At 71.5% G+C, this 17,247-nt stretch carries 13 protein-coding genes; 7 read left to right on the forward strand and 6 right to left on the reverse strand.

Features of this window, described 5'->3' with window-relative positions; genetic code table 11:
- Nucleotides 1-70 precede the first annotated feature (70 nt).
- On the reverse strand, nt 71-1,201 hold the full coding sequence (locus OG226_RS20885) for an ATP-binding protein (protein ID WP_329349699.1): 1,131 nt from the start codon (nt 1,199-1,201) through the stop codon (nt 71-73).
- 283 nt (nt 1,202-1,484) lie between these two features.
- Between OG226_RS20885 and OG226_RS20890 the strand changes: the two genes are divergently transcribed.
- Nucleotides 1,485-2,837, forward strand: a complete 1,353-nt coding sequence (locus OG226_RS20890) for an SWIM zinc finger family protein (RefSeq protein ID WP_329349700.1) — start codon at nt 1,485-1,487, stop codon at nt 2,835-2,837.
- Between the two features lie 32 nt (nt 2,838-2,869).
- Complete coding sequence (locus OG226_RS20895; RefSeq protein ID WP_329349701.1) at nt 2,870-4,486, forward strand: DUF5691 domain-containing protein; 1,617 nt, start codon at nt 2,870-2,872, stop codon at nt 4,484-4,486.
- 245 nt (nt 4,487-4,731) lie between these two features.
- Here the strand turns inward: OG226_RS20895 and OG226_RS20900 are convergent, their stop codons facing one another.
- A complete protein-coding gene (locus OG226_RS20900; RefSeq protein WP_328679952.1) occupies nt 4,732-5,148 on the reverse strand; it encodes a cobalamin B12-binding domain-containing protein in 417 nt (138 codons plus the stop codon).
- A 476-nt stretch (nt 5,149-5,624) separates the two neighbouring features.
- Here OG226_RS20900 and OG226_RS20905 point away from each other — a divergent pair, with 476 nt between their 5' ends.
- Both OG226_RS20905 and OG226_RS20910 read left to right on the forward strand, forming a co-directional pair.
- Nucleotides 5,625-6,515: a lipase family alpha/beta hydrolase gene (locus tag OG226_RS20905; RefSeq protein WP_329349702.1), complete on the forward strand. Its 891-nt coding sequence runs from the start codon at nt 5,625-5,627 to the stop codon at nt 6,513-6,515.
- Nucleotides 6,516-6,754: 239 nt separating this feature from the next.
- Nucleotides 6,755-8,272 carry a peptidoglycan DD-metalloendopeptidase family protein gene (locus OG226_RS20910; protein WP_329353461.1) on the forward strand — a complete coding sequence of 506 codons (1,518 nt, stop codon included), beginning with the start codon at nt 6,755-6,757 and terminating at the stop codon, nt 8,270-8,272.
- A 71-nt stretch (nt 8,273-8,343) separates the two neighbouring features.
- Here the strand turns inward: OG226_RS20910 and pcrA are convergent, their stop codons facing one another.
- Nucleotides 8,344-10,845, reverse strand: a complete 2,502-nt coding sequence (pcrA, locus tag OG226_RS20915) for a DNA helicase PcrA (protein WP_328679956.1) — start codon at nt 10,843-10,845, stop codon at nt 8,344-8,346.
- A gap of 320 nt (nt 10,846-11,165) precedes the next feature.
- Between pcrA and OG226_RS20920 the strand changes: the two genes are divergently transcribed.
- Nucleotides 11,166-12,110, forward strand: coding sequence for a C40 family peptidase (locus OG226_RS20920; RefSeq protein ID WP_329349703.1), 945 nt, complete (start codon nt 11,166-11,168; stop codon nt 12,108-12,110).
- Nucleotides 12,111-12,230: 120 nt separating this feature from the next.
- A complete protein-coding gene (locus OG226_RS20925; protein WP_329349704.1) occupies nt 12,231-13,220 on the forward strand; it encodes a tellurite resistance/C4-dicarboxylate transporter family protein in 990 nt (329 codons plus the stop codon).
- On the opposite strand, the gene OG226_RS20930 is transcribed toward OG226_RS20925, so the two are convergent.
- A complete protein-coding gene (locus OG226_RS20930) occupies nt 13,198-13,551 on the reverse strand; it encodes a hypothetical protein (RefSeq protein ID WP_329349705.1) in 354 nt (117 codons plus the stop codon). The genes OG226_RS20925 and OG226_RS20930 overlap by 23 nt on opposite strands.
- A 416-nt stretch (nt 13,552-13,967) precedes the next feature.
- Here OG226_RS20930 and OG226_RS20935 point away from each other — a divergent pair, with 416 nt between their 5' ends.
- Nucleotides 13,968-15,047 (forward strand): C40 family peptidase, encoded by a 1,080-nt coding sequence (locus tag OG226_RS20935; protein ID WP_329349706.1) that lies wholly within the window; start codon nt 13,968-13,970, stop codon nt 15,045-15,047.
- A 46-nt stretch (nt 15,048-15,093) separates the two neighbouring features.
- On the opposite strand, the gene OG226_RS20940 is transcribed toward OG226_RS20935, so the two are convergent.
- Together OG226_RS20940 and OG226_RS20945 are read right to left on the reverse strand one after the other, a co-directional pair.
- Nucleotides 15,094-15,813 (reverse strand): response regulator transcription factor, encoded by a 720-nt coding sequence (locus OG226_RS20940; protein ID WP_329349707.1) that lies wholly within the window; start codon nt 15,811-15,813, stop codon nt 15,094-15,096.
- Nucleotides 15,810-17,138 (reverse strand): ATP-binding protein, encoded by a 1,329-nt coding sequence (locus OG226_RS20945; protein ID WP_329349708.1) that lies wholly within the window; start codon nt 17,136-17,138, stop codon nt 15,810-15,812. Before OG226_RS20945 ends, OG226_RS20940 begins: the two co-directional genes overlap by 4 nt.
- Nucleotides 17,139-17,247: the final 109 nt, after the last annotated feature.

The following is a 17,247-nucleotide window of genomic DNA, read 5'->3' on the forward strand; positions in this document are numbered from 1 at the left end:
TCCCCTCCCCTCCGGATCCCGCTCCAGCGGCTCCAACCGGAGTCCTCGTCGACCAGCCCGCGGGAGTCGCTCACGCGCTCACCTCCCGGCAGGCCCGGTAGAAGTCCTTCCAGCCGTCGCGCTCACGGACGACCGCCTCCAGGTACTCCTGCCAGATGACGCGGTCGGCCGCCGGATCGCGGACGACGGCGCCGAGGATGCCCGCGGCGACATCGCTGGGCCGCAGCAGTCCGTCGCCGAAGTGGGCGGCCAGGGCGAGTCCGTTGGTGACGACGGAGATCGCCTCGGCCGTCGACAGCGTGCCGCTCGGCGACTTGAGCTTCGTCCGGCCGTCCGCCGTGATCCCGTCGCGCAGTTCGCGGAAGACGGTCACCACCCGGCGGATCTCGTCGACGCCCTCGGGCACGGCGGGCAGGTCCAGGGAGCGGCCGATCTGGTCGACGCGGCGGGCGACGATCTCGACCTCGGCGTCGGCGCTCTCCGGCAGCGGCAGCACCACCGTGTTGAAACGGCGGCGCAGGGCGCTGGAGAGGTCGTTGACCCCGCGGTCGCGGTCGTTGGCCGTGGCGATCAGGTTGAAGCCGCGGACCGCCTGCACCTCCTGCCCCAGCTCCGGTATCGGCAGCGTCTTCTCGGACAGGATCGTGATGAGCGAGTCCTGTACGTCGGCCGGGATACGGGTCAGCTCCTCGACCCGCGCGGTCATGCCCTCCGCCATGGCGCGCATGACGGGGCTGGGCACGAGGGCGTCGCGGCTCGGGCCGTTGGCGAGCAGCTGCGCGTAGTTCCAGCCGTAGCGGATGGCCTCCTCCGGGGTGCCGGCGGTGCCCTGCACGATGAGGGTCGAGTCGCCGCTGACCGCCGCCGCGAGGTGCTCGGACACCCAGGTCTTCGCGGTGCCGGGCACGCCGAGCAGGAGCAGGGCGCGGTCGGTGGCGAGGGTGGTGACGGCGACCTCGACGATGCGGCGCGGGCCGACGTACTTCGGCGTGATCACCGTGCCGTCCGGCAGCGTGCCGCCGAGCAGATAGGTGGCGACCGCCCACGGCGACATCTTCCAGCGGACCGGACGCGGCCGGTCGTCCTGCGCGGCCAGCGCGGCGAGTTCGTCGGCGAAGGCGTCCTCGGCATGCGGCCGCAACACCTCGTCCGACGACTTCTCGCGCGCTTGCCCAGGCGTGGTTTCTACGGACACAGTCATGGCTGAGGCCCCCTCCAGCTCGGCCGGTTCGGATCTGGTGTCCACCTTGCACGACCCCACTGACAACGCGATCCGACCTGCGAAAACGCGCTCGCGGAGACTGGTGGCATCTCAGCCCCTCCGGCGTTTGAGGACGAGGCCGTTCAGGCCGAAGGGGGGTTTGGGGGCACAGCCCCAAACTTCCACCGCGCCCCCAACTCCCGCGCCGGCGCCGCCCCCCACCCCACCCACCACCCGCTCGCTCGCGGGCCGATTGTCAGTGCTGGGATCTACCTTCGATGACATGACTCAGCAGGGGGTGCGCTGGACGGCTGACCAGGTGCTGGCACTGGCGCCTGACGCAGCGTCACGCAAAGCGGGAAGCAAGCTCGGGGCGGCGGGGCCGTGGTCCGAGGCGGGCAGTTCTGACGAGGGGACGGTGTGGGGACTGTGCAAGGGCAGTGGCAGCAAGCCGTATCAGACGGTCGTCGACATCGCGGACACCGCGGGGCCGGCGTACAAGTGCAGTTGTCCGAGCCGCAAGTTCCCGTGCAAGCACGCGCTGGGGCTGCTGCTGTTGTGGGCGGGCGAGGACGGCGCTGTGCCGTCGGGGCAGGCGCCGGGCTGGGCCGAGGAGTGGCTGGCGGGGCGGCGGAAGCGGACGGAGGAGAAGCGGGCGGCGGGAGCGTCCGGTTCACCGGCCGCCGCTGATCCGGAGGCGGCGCGGCGCCGGGCGGAGCGCCGGGCCGAGCGGATCACCGCGGGCGCGGGCGAGTTGGAGCAGCGGCTGACGGACCTGCTGCGCACCGGCCTGGCCTCGGCGGAGCAGGCGGGGTACGGGCTGTGGGAGGAGACCGCGGCCCGCATGGTCGACGCCCAGGCCCCCGGACTGGCCGCGCGCGCGAGGGAGTTGGGGGCGATCCCGTCGTCCGGGCCCGGCTGGCCGATCCGCCTGCTGGAGGAGAGCGCACTGCTCCACCTCCTCGATCAGGCCTGGCTGCGCCGCGAGCACCTGCCCGACGACCTGGCGGCGACGGTCCGCTCCCGCATCGGCCTGCCCGCCTCACCGGACGGCCCACCGCTCCGCGACCACTGGCTGGTCCTCGCCCAGTACGACACGACGGACCCGAAACTGACGACCCGAAGAATATGGCTGTACGGCACGGACTCGGGCCGCACCTCCCTCCTCCTCTCCTACGGCGCCGCGGGCCGCGCCCCCGAGTTGGCACTGCCCATGGGGCTGACCATGGACGCGGAGGTGTCCGCGTTCCCGGGCGCCGGACAGCTCCGGGCCGCCCTGGGTGAGCGGTTCGCGGCACCTTCGCCCACGACGGCCCGACCGCAGGGGGTTTCGGCAGCTCAGGCCGCCGTCCACTACGGGGAGGCCCTGCAACACGACCCGTGGCTGGACTCGGTCCCGGTGACGCTGGACCGGGTCGTCCCCACCCCGGACGGCGACTCCTGGCAACTGGCCGACGCTGAAGGGGACTTGGCGCTCCCCCTCACGCCCACCGCCCGTTCCCGCCCCAACCTGTGGCGACTCGTCGCGCTCTCCGGCGGCGCCCCGGTGAAGGTCTTCGGCGAACTGGGCCACCGGGGCTTCACCCCGCTGACGGCCTGGCCGGAGGGCGCGGGAGAACCGGTGTCCCTGTGCTGAGCCCACTCACCAACTCGACGGAAAGGCACCGCATGAACACCACCCCCGCACCGGCGCCCCCGGCGGCCGACTGGGAAGAACTCGTCACCACCGCGCTGCTCGGCACGGACCGCCGTACGCCTCCGGGGTGCGCACCGGGCCAGGACGCACCCGTGGCCCTGCTGGACGCGGCGGCCGTGGAGACCGTACGGCGGCGGGCGGGGCTGTGCCCGGCGCGGGCGGCACAGCGCCCCGAGCCCGCCGCGCCCGACGCGCGTCCGGCGCTGCCCGTCGCGGCGGCGCGCAGGCTGGCGATGCTGCTGACCGACCGCCCGGGTACGGGCGGCGGGGGCCGTAGGGGCACCTCGCCGGATCTCATGGAGTTGCTGCCCCAGTGGCTGACGGCGGCCAACGCGCGCGGTTTCGCCGCACCCGTCCAGGCCCTGCCCGCGCTGCTGGACGCGGCCCGGGGGCGTACGGATCTACGGCCGGCGGCGCTGGAGTTCGCGGGCCCGCGCGCGTTGTGGCTGGCCCGGCTGAACCCGGACTGGCGGTTCGCCCTGCGCGCGACACCGGGCGGCGGCACAGCCCTGCCGGACCTGGACGCCCCGGACCAGGTCCAACTGCTCTGGCAGGAGGGCCTTTTCGCCGAGCGGGTCGCCCTGCTCGCGGCGATACGCGCCCAACGACCCTCCGCCGCGCGCGAGTTGCTGGTCACGACCTGGGCGACGGAGCGTGCGGAGGACCGGCTGATGTTCCTCGACTCGCTGCGGATGCGACTCTCCGCCGAGGACGAGCCGTTCCTGGAGCAGGCGTTGGCCGACCGGAGCCGCAACGTACGGGCTACGGCGGCCGAGTTGCTGTCGGCGCTCCCCGACTCGGCGCTCGCCGCGCGGATGGCGGTCCGGGCGTCGGCCTGCGTGGCCGTCGACCGTACCCGCGAGGAACCGGGCCTGGTGGTCGAGGCACCGCACGAGTGCGACTCGGGCATGGAGCGGGACGGTGTGGTCGCCAAGGCTCCGGCGGGACGGGGTGAACGCTCTTGGTGGCTCGGCCAGTTGGTGGAGGCGACTCCGCTCGGGACCTGGGAGCGGCGGCTCGGTGGACGTACGCCCAAGGAGATCGTGGCGCTCCCGGTGGCGGACGACTGGCGGAGCGAGCTGCACGCCGCGTGGTGCCGGGCGGCGGTACGGCAGCGGAACGCCGAGTGGTCCCGGGCGCTGCTGGGGACGCCGTCGGCGCCCGAGGCGGGCGGGCCCGGAGCCGTGTCCCTGGCCGAGCGCGCCAAGCTGCTCAGCACGCTGGGCGGGGGCGAACGGGCCGACTGGGTGGCCGGGTTCATCGCGGCGCAGGGGCTGTCCGAGGCGTTCCAGCTGCTCGGGGTGTGTGCGGTGCCGTGGGCTGCGCCGCTTGGGCGGGCTGTCGTGGACGCGCTCAACATCGCGCGGGACGCGGGGAGTTACCCGTGGAGCTTCAGTGGGGTGATGGGACTGGCCGAGCGGTGTCTCGATCCGGCCGAGGCGAGTCGGCTCGACGGGTTGCTCGCGGTGCCGGACGAGACGGAGGACGCGGCGCCGGGAGCGGGGGGTTATTGGGCGGAGGCGTTTCAGCGGCTGGTGACTACGTTGCGGTTGCGCGCGGCGATGGCGGAGGAGTTGGAGGCGCCGTAGAGGCGGGGGGAGTTGGAGGCGCCGTAGAGGCATGGGGGCTGCGCCCCCGAACCCCCCTTCGGCCTGAACGGCCTCGTCCTCGAACGCCGGACGGGCTGAAAATGCCGGCCCGCGCCGAGAAGCGAACCCCCTCGCCGAAGACCGGCATGAAGACCCACCGGCGCCGACAAACGAAGCCCCGCTCGCCGCGGACCAGGCTGAAAAGTCACCGGCGCCACACAGTGAATCCGCGCTCGCCGCAGGCCCTACGCCCCGGCCGGCTGTCGCACGTTCTCCCGCACCCAGTCCACGATCGCCTGAGTCGTCGCGCCGGGCGTGAAGATCTCGGCGACGCCCTTCTCCTTGAGGGGGGCGATGTCCGCCTCGGGGATGATGCCGCCGCCGAAGACGAGGATGTCCTCCGCCTCGCGCTGGCGGAGGAGGTCGATGACCGCGGCGAAGAGGGTGTTGTGGGCGCCGGAGAGGATGGAGAGGCCGATCGCGTCGGCGTCCTCCTGGATCGCGGTGTCGACGATCTGCTCGGGGGTCTGGTGGAGGCCGGTGTAGATGACCTCCATACCGGCGTCACGCAGCGCCCGCGCGATCACCTTGGCCCCGCGATCGTGGCCGTCGAGCCCCGGCTTGGCGACCACCACGCGGATCGGACCGGCTGCCACACCCATCACTGCCTCCATGAAGCGACTGCGTTCATCCCTACCCACGGGTACCGCGGTACCCGCTTCAGTGCGGGAAGTGAACGAACGTTATCTCCAGCATCCCGCAACCGGCAGTTTCGCGGCGGATACCGAGGGGGAAATCACACGATGGGACACGTTCACCGCGCAGCGTTCCAGCGGGAACAAGCGCACCGGGAGCCGCAACGAGGTCGCCGTACCGCCGCGCAGCAGGCCGCGCGGCGCGGTGGTACGGCGCATCGGCGCAGGCACGAAGGGCACGCAGGGCAGGTACGGCACGACAGCGGGAAGCCTCGTCGCCAGACCGACAGGGCTCCTCGGTACGTCAACGGCGTCGGTCACGCCGTGCGCCGCGCTCACCCGGCGCTTACCCCTCGGGCACCGTCGGTGACCCTCGCCGTGGCCTCCCACGAGGGCACACGGGGGACGGAGCTGTCGTTCCGTGTGCCGACAGGAGGTCGGCCATGAAGGTCACCGGGGTCGCAGCGCCCTTTCTCCCTCTATGTCAGCGCCTCCTGCCCAGCAGGCTGGCGGGCCTCTCGATGACCCTCCTGAAAGCGACCGCCCTGGAGATCGTGATCCTCGCGGGCCACCTTCTCCTCTATCCCTCCGGCATCACCCAGGAACGCCGGGAACCCCTGCCCGAGCCGCCCGCACCCGAGGACGCGACGCGGTTGCCGACCGAGGCGAAACCGCCGGTGGTACTGCTGCACGGGTTCATCGACAACCGCTCGGTCTTCGTACTGCTGCGCCGTTCCCTGGCCCAGCAAGGCCGTCGGCAGGTCGAGTCCCTCAACTACTCGCCGCTGACCTGCGACATCCGCACCGCCGCGGAGCTGCTCGGCCGGCACATCGAGGAGATCTGCGAGCGCACGGGCAGCAAGGAGGTCGACATCGTCGGGCACAGCCTCGGCGGCCTGATCGCGCGCTACTACGTGCAGCGGCTCGGCGGCGACCTGCGGGTCCGCATGCTGGTGACGCTCGGCACCCCGCACTCCGGCACGGCCGTCGTCCCGCTGGCCAGCGCCCACCCGATCGTCCGGCAGATGCGGCCCGGCTCGCCGGTGATCGAGGAGCTGACCCGGCCCGCGCCCGGCTGCCGTACGCATTTCGTCAGTTTCTGGAGCGACCTGGACCACCTGATGGAGCCGCTGGAGACGGCCTGCATCGACCACCCCGACCTGATCGCCCAGAACGTCCAGGTCAGCGGTATCGGCCACCTCGCCCTGCCGGTCCACCCCGCCGTCGCGACCGGCATCCGCCAGGCCCTCGACACCCCGCTGCCGGAAACCCCGGCCGCGACCCGCACCGGCACCCGCGCGGACACCCGCACCGGCGGCCTGACAGTGGCCTGACCGGACACCGACAGCGGGCTCACAGCCCCCCGAAGATCGAACGCTATTCGAACCCACGGCCAAACCCGTGCCCGCCGTCCCCCGAAACACGGCCGAATGCCCGTTTCCTGCTGACGCGAAACCTGAGGAAGATTGTCGTGCCCGCATACTGCCGGGTACAGTCCACCGCACTGCTCTGGCAGCCCCTGTTGTCGAGGCGAATAGAGAAGTTGGTGAACGATCGTCACCCGTCGGGGACCATGACCACCCCGGCTCCGGCTTCCGATGCCACCTCGGCGCACTACGCGTCGTACGGCGGGCAGGACGCCCAGTACGGTGACTTCACCACGTACGGCGACCACACCGCCACGGATTTCCACCCGGGCGCGCAGGCCACCGCGAGCTTCGCCACCGACCCCCTCTTCGGCGACATGCCGGGCAACGGCCAGGGCCACGCCCACGACACCGGGTCGCACGCCACGGGCGCCTACGACTCCTCCGCCTGGTCCACGGGTGCCCAACACACCCTGAACTACGACCCGTACGCGGCCCAGCACCACGCCACCTACGACACGGGTGCCTACGAGACCACCGCCTGGTCGGCCGACTACCAGCAGCTGTCCGCCATCCCGCCGCAGACCGGCGCCCCGGACGTCAGCGGCCAGTGGGACGCGAACGCCTGGCTCCAGCCCGACACTTCGGCGCATGCCCCGGCCCCCGCCGACCAGACCCAGCAGTGGGAATGGGGTACGCAGGCCTTCGACACCGGCGCCTACGACGCCACGCAGTGGAACGCCGACGGCACCGCCGCCGACGCGACCACCACTTTTGAACAGGCGTCGTACGACGGGACGCACGAGGGCGCGTACGACGAACCCGCCCCGGAAGACGGCGAGTTGACCGCCACCGGCGAGATGCCCGCCCTCGACGAGGCCGAGCCGGAACAGAGCGGGATCCCGTCGCACCCCGAACTCCTCGACGACCAGGAGGAGTTCACCCCGAGCCCGGCCCCCGTCGGCTCGCGAGCCGCGGCCCGCAACGGAAGCCGTTCCCGGCGCCGTACACCCCCGAAGCGGTCCGCGCTGATGACCATCGCCGTACCGTCCGCGTGCGTGATGGGCGTCGCCGGGATCGCCGCCGCCTCCGTGGGCACGCTGACCGGCGGCAGCGACACGACGGCCTCCGCCTCGGACGCGACCTCGGTCAAGCCGTCCGTCGCGAACAACAAGCTGGACGCCCAGATCAAGAGCCTGTCGGCCGGTGCCGACGACTTCGCCGACCGGGCCAGCCGTACGCAGGAACGCATCGATCTCAAGGCCCAGCAGGAGGCCGACAAGAAGAAGGCGGCGGCGGAGGCGGCCCGCAAGGAGCGGCTGCGCCCCAAGTACGTGCTGCCGGTCACGCAGCGGGGCCTCAGCGCCTACTTCGGCCAGGCCGGCGTCAACTGGATGTCCGTGCACACGGGCATCGACTTCCCGGTCTCGTACGGCACGACGGTGATGGCCGCGACCGACGGCGTCGTCTCCACGAAGTGGAACAGCGCCTACGGCAACATGCTGATCCTCACCGAGAAGGACGGCACGCAGACCTGGTACTGCCACCTCTCCAGCTACCGGGTCGCCTCCGGTACGACGGTGAAGGCCGGCGACCCGATCGCGTACTCCGGGAACTCGGGCAACTCCACCGGCCCGCACCTGCACTTCGAGGTGCGCCCGGCGGGCGGGGCGGCGATCGACCCGCTCCCGTGGCTCCGCAGCCACGGGCTCGACCCGACGTAAGCCGCCCCGGCGGCCCCAACTCCCTTACGGGCAGCCCCTTTAGGGGCAGCCTGGGGCAACTCCCTTACGGGCTACAGCTTTTCCACCGGCGCGTACCGCAGCAGCAGCCGCTTCGGCTTCGGTTCCCCGAAGTCGACCGTCGCCTCGGCGTTCGCCCCCGTGCCCTGCACGCCGACCACCGTGCCGAGCCCGAACTGGTCGTGCGTGACCCGGTCTCCGACGGCCAGCGCCACGACCGGCTTCTCCGAGGTCCTGCGGGTGGCGAAGCCCGAGGCACCCGACGCCGACGAGCGCGAGCGGGACGAGGACAGCGAGGCCGCGATGCCCGAGGCGGGACCCGTCGACGGCGGGGCCGCCAGCGCGCCGGTCCGCTTCCACTCCATGTGCGCCGCCGGGATCTCCTCCAGGAAACGGGAGGGCGGGTTGTACGACGGCTGCCCCCAGGCGCTGCGCAGCGACGACCGGGTCAGGTACAGGCGTTCACGCGCGCGCGTGATGCCCACGTACGCGAGGCGCCGCTCCTCCTCCAGCTCCTTGGCCTGGCCGAGGGCGCGCATGTGCGGGAAGACGCCGTCCTCCATGCCGGTGAGGAAGACGACCGGGAATTCGAGGCCCTTGGCGGTGTGGAGGGTCATCAGCGTGATGACTCCGGAGCCGTCCTCGTCCTCGTCGGGGATCTGGTCGGAGTCGGCGACGAGCGCCACCCGCTCCAGGAAGGCGGCGAGCCCGACCGGAGTCTCGCTCTCCCCCTCGCCCGAACTGTTCTCCTGCTCGAACTCCAGGGCTACGGCGGCGAGTTCCTGGAGGTTCTCGATGCGGGTCTCGTCCTGCGGGTCGGTGGAGGCCTGCAACTCGGCGAGGTAGCCGGTGCGTTCGAAGATCGCCTCCAGGACCGTCGCCGGGCCCGCGCCGGAGTCGACGATCGTACGGAGGTCCTCCATCAGCGTGTTGAACTTCTTGACCGCGTTCGTCGACCGGGCGGCCATGCCGTAGGCCTCGTCGACGCGCTGCAACGCCTGCGGGAAGCTGATCTTCTCGCGCTGCGAGAGGGCGTCGATCATGGCCTCGGCGCGCTCGCCGATGCCGCGCTTGGGGACGTTGAGGATGCGGCGCAGCGGGACCGCGTCCTCCGGGTTGGCCAGGACGCGGAGGTAGGCCAGGACGTCCCGGACCTCCTTGCGCTCGTAGAAGCGGACACCGCCGACGACCTTGTAGGGCAGGCCGACGCGGATGAAGATCTCCTCGAAGACACGGGACTGGGCGTTCGTCCGGTAGAAGACGGCGACGTCTCCGGCCTTCGCGTCACCCGCGTCGGTGAGACGGTCTATCTCCTCGGCGACGAACTGCGCCTCGTCGTGCTCCGTGTCCGCGACATAGCCGGTGATCTGCGCGCCCGCGCCCGCGTTGGTCCACAGGTTCTTGGGGCGGCGGGACTCGTTGCGCTCGATGACCGCGTTGGCCGCGCTCAGGATCGTCTGCGTGGAGCGGTAGTTCTGCTCCAGGAGGATCGTCGTCGCGTTCGGGTAGTCCTCCTCGAACTGGAGGATGTTGCGGATCGTCGCGCCCCGGAAGGCGTAGATCGACTGGTCGGCGTCACCCACGACGCACAACTCGGCGGGCGGCAGGTCGTGTTCGCCGGGCGGGACGTCGACCGGGTGCTCGGAGGTGCCGACCAGTTCGCGCACAAGGGCGTACTGGGCGTGGTTGGTGTCCTGGTACTCGTCGACCATGACGTGCCGGAAGCGGCGGCGGTAGTGCTCGGCGACGTCCGGGAAGGCGCGCAGCAGGTTGACCGTCGTCATGATCAGGTCGTCGAAGTCGAGGGCGTTGGCCTCGCGCAGCCGCGACTGGTACATCGCGTAGGCCTGGGCGACGGTCTTCTCGAAGCCGTCGGCGGCCTGGGCGGCGAAGTCCTCCTCGTCGATCAGCTCGTTCTTCAGGTTCGAGATCTTGGCGCTGAAGGACTTCGGGGGGAAGCGCTTCGGGTCGAGGTCCAGGTCGCGGCAGACCAGGGCCATGAGGCGCTTGGAGTCGGCGGCGTCGTAGATCGAGAACGAGGACGTGAAGCCGAGCTTCTTCGACTCGCGGCGCAGGATGCGGACGCACGCGCTGTGGAAGGTCATCACCCACATCGCGTTGGCGCGCGGGCCGACGAGTTGCTCGACGCGCTCCTTCATCTCGCCCGCGGCCTTGTTGGTGAAGGTGATCGCGAGGATCTGCCCGGGGTGCACGTTGCGCTCGCCGAGGAGGTAGGCGATGCGGTGGGTGAGCACGCGGGTCTTGCCTGAGCCGGCACCGGCCACGATGAGCAGCGGGGTGTCGGAGTGGACGACGGCCGCGCGCTGGTTCTCGTTCAGCCCGTCCAGGAGTGCGGCCGGGTCGACCACGGGGCGTGGGGCGCCGTCCCGGTAGTGGGCGTCTCTGCTCGCGGGCACGTCGAACCTCCCGCCGAACAGGTCGTCCGGAATCGGCTCCGGTCCGTGCTCGTCCTCGGGCGGGGGCGGGGGCTCTCCCTCGTGGGCCCGGGGGCCCTGGAGATCCGCCAGGAAGCTGTCGTCAAAGAGGCTGCTCATCGCCTTCCGAGTTTAGGGCGCCCCACTGACAACCGACTGCCACCCCGGGAACTCGGGGAAATTCACGGACCAGAACCGGTCCGTCACGATCAGCGATGACCGGCCTCGCGCATGGCCAAGGTCACGGCCGCATATCAGGCATATCGAACATCAACCTTCACACAAACCACACGAGTTGGTTAACGTTCGATCAGGCCGTACGACCCCACGGACCTGGGGCGCGTCGGTCCAACTCCCTTTCCGGGCACGGACCGTAGGCAACAACGGCCCGCAGGACAGCAACGGCCCCGTGGGGCACCCTCTGGAAGGAGTCGCCTCCCTTGGCGTCGTCGCACCGCAAGCCGCGTTCCGCGGGCTCGCGCATCGCAGGCATATGGGGCCCCGCCGACGACGGCGACCGGAGTCCCGGCGAGGTCGAGCGGAAGGTCGACGACCTCTACCGGCAGGCGGAGTCGGGGACCGAGACGTACAACGCCACCCGGGAGAGGGCGGCCAGGCAGCGCGGACGCGTCGACACCGGCCCGGAGGACGTGCCCAAGCTCGCGCGGAAGCTCAACTCCGCGCGGGAGCGGTTGGGTTCGTTCACCGCAGCGCAGTACCGCACCGGGGCCTCCGCCCCCGACGCCTCGGCGTTCCTGCTCCCGGACACCCCGCAGGACTACTTCGAGCAGGCCCAGCTGATGAGCCGGCTGACCAGCCGCCAGAAGAACGCGGTCCGGCACGAGACGACCGAGAACCTCCGGACCCCCGACGACACGCAGAGCGACCTCAGGACGGCCAAGGCCACCGTCCAGAAGAAGCTCTCCACCGCGCGCGAGTTGCTTGCGCGGCCGACCGCGCCGAACCAGCGGACCGAGGCGACGCGGAGCGCCTCTTCCGGCTCCTCGCCCGTCGACTCCTTCTACGCCACCAAGGCCGCCAAGGCCGTCGCCTTCGCCCGCGCCCAGGTCGGCAAGCCGTACGTCTGGGGCGCCGCCGGCCCCGGCTCGTACGACTGCTCGGGCCTCACCCAGGCCGCCTGGAAGGCCGCCGAAGTGACCCTCCCGCGTGTCATCACCGACCAGGCGAACGCCGGCACCACGGTCTCCCTGGCCGACGCGCAACCCGGTGACCTGGTCTTCTTCCACGACGACAGCAGCCACGTCGGTCTCTACGTAGGCGACGGCACGATGATCCACGCCCCGAAGCCCGGCGCCTACGTGCGCGAGGAATCGATCCACCACGATGACACGGCGCCCGTCCACAGCGTGGTGCGACCGGCGTGAGCGGAGTCCGTACGCGCGCGTGAGCGTGTTTTCGAGCGCCACGCACGCGTGCAGGTGTTTTTGACGTCCCCGCGCGCGTGGCCCGTCGTCGGCACCGGGGCCGCTCCCTAGCATCGGGCCATGCCCGATACAGCTGTCTCCCGCTTCCGCGCCTGGTGGGCCCAGCGTCCGCCGGCGGCCGGGGCCGTCGTGATGGCGACCGCGATCATGTCGGTCGGCCTGCATGTCACGGGGTACGAGGTGCTGTCCCGTATCGCCTTCGCGGTGGCCTGCGCCTTCTGGCTGGGGCTGGCCGCGGACTTCGCCGTACGACTGCTGTGGGACCGGCGGCGGTGGCTCACGGAGGCGGGGACGCCCGGCGCGCTGACCGCCACGGCCGCGACCGCCGTCCTGGGGACGCGGTTCTCGGCGGCGGGCTGGCAGACGGTGGCCGAGGCGCTGCTGGCGCCGGCCGCGGTGCTGTGGCCCTGGCTGCTCGTGCGGGTCGTCCGGAACTGGCAGGGGCGGATGCCCGGGACCGTGTTCCTCGGGTGTGTGGCCACGCAGTCGCTGGCCGTGCTGGGGGCGACGATCGCCGGGGCCGAGTCGGTGGCCTGGCTCGCGCACACGGCGCTGGTGCTGTTCTGGCTCGGGCTGATCCTGTACGGGTTCGCGCTGGCCCGTTTCGAGTGGCGGCAGGTGATCATCGGGGTCGGGGACCACTGGATCGTCGGCGGCGCGCTGGCCGTCTCGGCGCTGGCCGGGTCGAAGCTGATCGCCGCCGACAGCGCGCGCCTGTACCTGTGGAACTCCGACGACCGGGGCGTCCTGCGGGCCGTGACGGTGACGTTGCTGGTGCTCGACGTGGCCTGGTGTGTCGTCCTGCTGGGCGCCGAGATCGCCTGGCCGCGACCGCGCTTCGACGTACGGCGCTGGTCGACGGTGTTCCCGTTGGGGATGACGGCGGCGACCATGTTGTCCGTGGGGACCGCCGTGGGCGTCTCGTGGCTGCGGACGCCCGGTGAGGTGGTGCTGTGGATCGCGGTGGCGGCCTGGCTGGTGGTCGCCGCGGGGACGGTCCGGTTCTACCTCGCCGCCACGTCCGGGGTCACGTCCACAGGACCGCGATGAAGATGTTCGCCATGGTCAGCCCGCCCACCAGCGCGAACTGACTCTTGTCGACCGTCTCCTCGTCCCGCTTCACATAGACGAGGCCGAGGATCACGATCAGCAGCGCGAGCTTGATGCCGATCTTGATGTTGTTGACGTGCTGATCGTCGGCCTGGTTGAGGCCGACCAGGATCGCGCCGGTGACCAGCATGGTCAGCGCGCCGTGCAGCATGCCGGGGACGAAGCGGGCCGTGCCCTGGCCCATCGCCTTCATCTGGGTGAGGAAACCGCCGAGCAGCGCGGCGATGCCGATGATGTGCAGGCCGACGAAGAGATGGATGAGTACGTCCATGGGGCCGGAGCCTAATCAGGGGCTCCGGGACCGACCGACACCGCCCCTCTGTAGCGGCCTGCATGACCTTGCATATATGCGGCCCATAGCACCGCACCGTCCCGCCCCGCGTCGGAACCGCCGCTTCGGTCAGCGCTCCGCGTGAAGGCGGCGGCCCCGGACCGCGATCAACGTCACTTGCGGTCAATTGCCGATCACCTCATGTCAGTTGTGCACATGCGTTACCGGGCCGTCACCATCAGGTTTAGCGTCCTCCACCAGGTGACCGGCTCCCCAACGCCGCCCGGACCAGGGGCGGCAGTCGGCCACCACCGCCGAAGAATGTCCGGCGGCGGCCCGCTCCCCCTGTGCGGGCCGCCGCCGGACGCGCAATCGCCCGCTCCCCCGGCGGTCGTACGAAAGGACGTGCAGTCCACGTGGCAGCGCACCGCAAGCCCCGACAGCGCTCGCTCAGCGGCAACACAGCCCGGACGGCGGCGACGATCGCCCTCGCGGGCGCGGCGACGGCGACCGGCTTCGACGGGACCTCGCACGCCGAGCCACAGCTGACACCGACCCAGGTCAAGACCAAGGTGGACAAGCTGTACCAGGAGGCGGAGGTCGCGACCGAGAAGTACGACGGCGCGAAGGAGAAGGCGGACGCGGCCGAGAAGCAGCTGAACACCCTGCGGGACGAGGCGGCCCGCAGGACGGAGAAGCTCAACTCGGCCCGGGACTCGCTGGGTTACGTCGCCGCCGCCCAGTACCGCAGTGGGGGGATCGACCCCGCGGTGCAGCTCATGCTCTCCAGCAACCCCGAACGGTATCTAGCCGGCGCCGAGTTCGCCGACCGGGTGGGCCACCGGCAGACGACGGCCGTCGAACTCGTACGGCAACAGCTGCGGGAGATCGAGCAGTTGCGCGGCGCCGCGCACATCGAACTGACCTCGCTGAAGTCGCGGCAGGCGGAGCTGGGTAAGCAGAAGAAGACCATCAACGGCAAGCTGGACCAGGCACGCCGGCTGCTGTCCGGCCTGACCCCGCAGCAGCGGGCCCAGGTCGGGGACGGCACGACCGGCGGCACGGGCCGCGCGTCACGCTCCTCCACGACGGCCCGGGGCGCCCTGGCCGCGCCCCGCTCCTCCGCCGCTACGGCCGACGCCCCCAACTCCCGTGCCGCGGCGGCCGTTTCCTACGCCTACCAGAAGCTCGGCAGCCCCTACGTCTGGGGCGCGACCGGCCCCAACGCCTTCGACTGCTCGGGTCTCGTGCAGGCCGCGTACAGCTCCGCCGGGGTCTCCCTGCCCCGCACGACCTACGCCCAGATCAACGCCGGCCAGCGGGTCTCCCGGTCCGAACTGCGCCCCGGCGACCTGGTGTTCTTCTACTCGGGCATCAGTCACGTCGGCATCTACGTCGGCGACGGCCAGATGATCCACGCCCCGAACCCGACGGCTCCGGTGCGACTGGCGCCGATCGACGAGATGCCGTTCGCGGGGGCGACCCGGGTGGTGTGAAGCTCCCGGGGAATCCCCCAAAGGCCCGGGTGAACTCCCTTACGGGTCAGACCAGTCGGCGTGCCGTCGCCCACCGCGTCAGCTCGTGCCGGTTCGACAGCTGGAGCTTCCTCAGCACCGCCGAGACATGGGACTCGACCGTCTTCACCGAGATGAACAGCTGCTTGGCGATCTCCTTGTAGGCGTAGCCGCGCCCGATGAGGCGGAGCACCTCGCGCTCGCGCTGGGTGAGGCGGTCGAGGTCCTCGTCGACCGGCGGGGCGTCGGTCGACGCGAAGGCGTCGAGGACGAAGCCGGCCAGGCGGGGCGAGAAGACCGCGTCGCCCTCCTGGACCCGGAAGATGGAGTTGACGAGATCCGTGCCGGTGATCGTCTTGGTGACGTAGCCGCGCGCACCGCCGCGGATCACCCCGATCACGTCCTCCGCCGCGTCCGACACGGACAGGGCGAGGAAGCGGACGGGCTGCTCGGCGTCACTCATCAACGGGGCGCAGCGGCGCAGGACTTCGACCCCGCCGCCGCCCGGGAGGTGGACGTCGAGAAGGACCACCTCGGGGCGGGTCGCGGTGATGACCGTGACCGCCTGGTCGACGTCAGCGGCCTCGCCGACCACCTCGACTCCGGTCTCCTCGGTGCGGCCGATCTCGGCCTGTACCCCCGTACGGAACATGCGGTGGTCGTCGACGAGGACCACGCGCACGTGACGCCCGCCCGCGCTCCCGCCGGTCGGCTCCGCCGGTTCGTTCGTCTCGGTCGCGTCGCTCATGACGTCTTCTCCACCCTCTCCATCTCCAGCTCGACCTCGGTGCCGCCGTCCGGCACCGCGCGCAGTCGTGCCGTACCGCCGTGGCGCTCCATACGGCCGATGATCGATTCTCTGACACCCATGCGGTCGGCGGGTATCGAGTCCAGGTCGAAGCCCGGTCCGCGGTCACGGACGGACACGAAGACCGTCTTCCCCTCCACCTCGGCGTAGACCTGTACGGCGCCGCCCTCGCCACCGTACTTGGCCGCGTTCACCATCGCTTCGCGCGCGGCCTGCATCTGGGCGCCGATTCTCTCGTCGAGGGGGCAGTCGCCGACGATGACGACCTCGATGGGGACGCCGTGCTTGTCCTCGACCTCGGCCGCGCTGCGGCGCACCGCCTCGGCGAGGGTGTCGGGTTCGTCGGCCTCGTCCTTGCCGGTGCCCTCCGGTTTGTAGAGCCAGGCGCGCAGGTCGCGCTCCTGGGCGCGGGCCAGGCGGCGCACTTCGTTCGGGCTCTCCGCGTTGCGCTGGATCAGGGTCAGGGTGTGCAGCACGGAGTCGTGGACATGGGCGGCGACCTCGGCGCGCTCCTGGGCGCGGATGCGCATCAGGCGCTCCTCGGAGAGGTCCTGGGTCATCCGCACGAGGTACGGGCCGGCGAGCAGAGTGATGCCGACGAGGACCGCGAGGGCGGCCTGGAGGACCGAGCCGAGGTGGTCGGCGGAGCCCTGGAGCACGAAGATCGCGGTGGCACCGGCGGTGACGAGCAGGACGCCGCCGCCCGCGCGCAGCAGGCTGAGCGTACGGCGGCGGCTGCCGACCTCGGCCCAGCGGGCGCGGCGGGCGTTGTCCGCCTGGCGCCAGACGAGGGCGACGCCCGCGCCGACGAGGACGGTCGGGAAGAGATAGGCCTTGGCGCCGTTGCCCAGGTTCACATTGCCGACGAAGACCAGCGCGACGACGACCATGAGGAGGAGCGCGACGATCTGGCCCTTGTCCGGCTTGCGGGCGACGAGTCTGCGGCGGCCGTCCGGCGAGGTCTCGGTGGAGACGAGCGACGGGGGCCGCTGACCGGCGACGCCGCCGACGCCGAGCGGCACGAAGAACCAGAACGAGGCATACAGCAACGCGCCGAGTCCGTCCGCGAGGAACAGTCCCACGAACACCAGCCGCACCCAGATCACCGGCAGCCCGAGATGCCCGGCGAGCCCCCGCGCCACACCACCGAGCCAGCGTCCGTCGCTGCTGCGGTAGAGCTTGCGCGGCGGCCGCGGGTCCTCGGCGGGCAGTGCTGCGGCTTCCGGCATGCCACCGATGTTCACACGCCCCGCCGCCCGGGGCATCAGGGTCGACCCCCGAGACTCCCCTGATCTTCGAATCCAGCGCGCTCGGCCCGCGAAAACGGCGTGCGGCGGGGGTTCTGACGGGTCGCCGGGCCGGAGGGTGAGGCGA

This window comes from Streptomyces sp. NBC_01261 (assembly GCF_036226385.1).
Taxonomy (GTDB): domain Bacteria; phylum Actinomycetota; class Actinomycetes; order Streptomycetales; family Streptomycetaceae; genus Streptomyces.

What these genes read in the sequence shown, in the direction of transcription:
- OG226_RS20885 (WP_329349699.1), bottom strand. Translation starts at nt 1,201, where the DNA reads ATGACTGTGTCCGTAGAAACCACGCCTGGGCAAGCGCGCGAGAAGTCG.
- OG226_RS20890 (WP_329349700.1), top strand. Translation starts at nt 1,485, where the DNA reads ATGACTCAGCAGGGGGTGCGCTGGACGGCTGACCAGGTGCTGGCACTG.
- OG226_RS20895 (WP_329349701.1), top strand. Translation starts at nt 2,870, where the DNA reads ATGAACACCACCCCCGCACCGGCGCCCCCGGCGGCCGACTGGGAAGAA.
- OG226_RS20900 (WP_328679952.1), bottom strand. Translation starts at nt 5,148, where the DNA reads ATGGGTGTGGCAGCCGGTCCGATCCGCGTGGTGGTCGCCAAGCCGGGG.
- OG226_RS20905 (WP_329349702.1), top strand. Translation starts at nt 5,625, where the DNA reads ATGAAGGTCACCGGGGTCGCAGCGCCCTTTCTCCCTCTATGTCAGCGC.
- OG226_RS20910 (WP_329353461.1), top strand. Translation starts at nt 6,755, where the DNA reads ATGACCACCCCGGCTCCGGCTTCCGATGCCACCTCGGCGCACTACGCG.
- pcrA (WP_328679956.1), bottom strand. Translation starts at nt 10,845, where the DNA reads ATGAGCAGCCTCTTTGACGACAGCTTCCTGGCGGATCTCCAGGGCCCC.
- OG226_RS20925 (WP_329349704.1), top strand. Translation starts at nt 12,231, where the DNA reads ATGCCCGATACAGCTGTCTCCCGCTTCCGCGCCTGGTGGGCCCAGCGT.
- OG226_RS20930 (WP_329349705.1), bottom strand. Translation starts at nt 13,551, where the DNA reads ATGGACGTACTCATCCATCTCTTCGTCGGCCTGCACATCATCGGCATC.
- OG226_RS20940 (WP_329349707.1), bottom strand. Translation starts at nt 15,813, where the DNA reads ATGAGCGACGCGACCGAGACGAACGAACCGGCGGAGCCGACCGGCGGG.
- OG226_RS20945 (WP_329349708.1), bottom strand. Translation starts at nt 17,138, where the DNA reads ATGCCCCGGGCGGCGGGGCGTGTGAACATCGGTGGCATGCCGGAAGCC.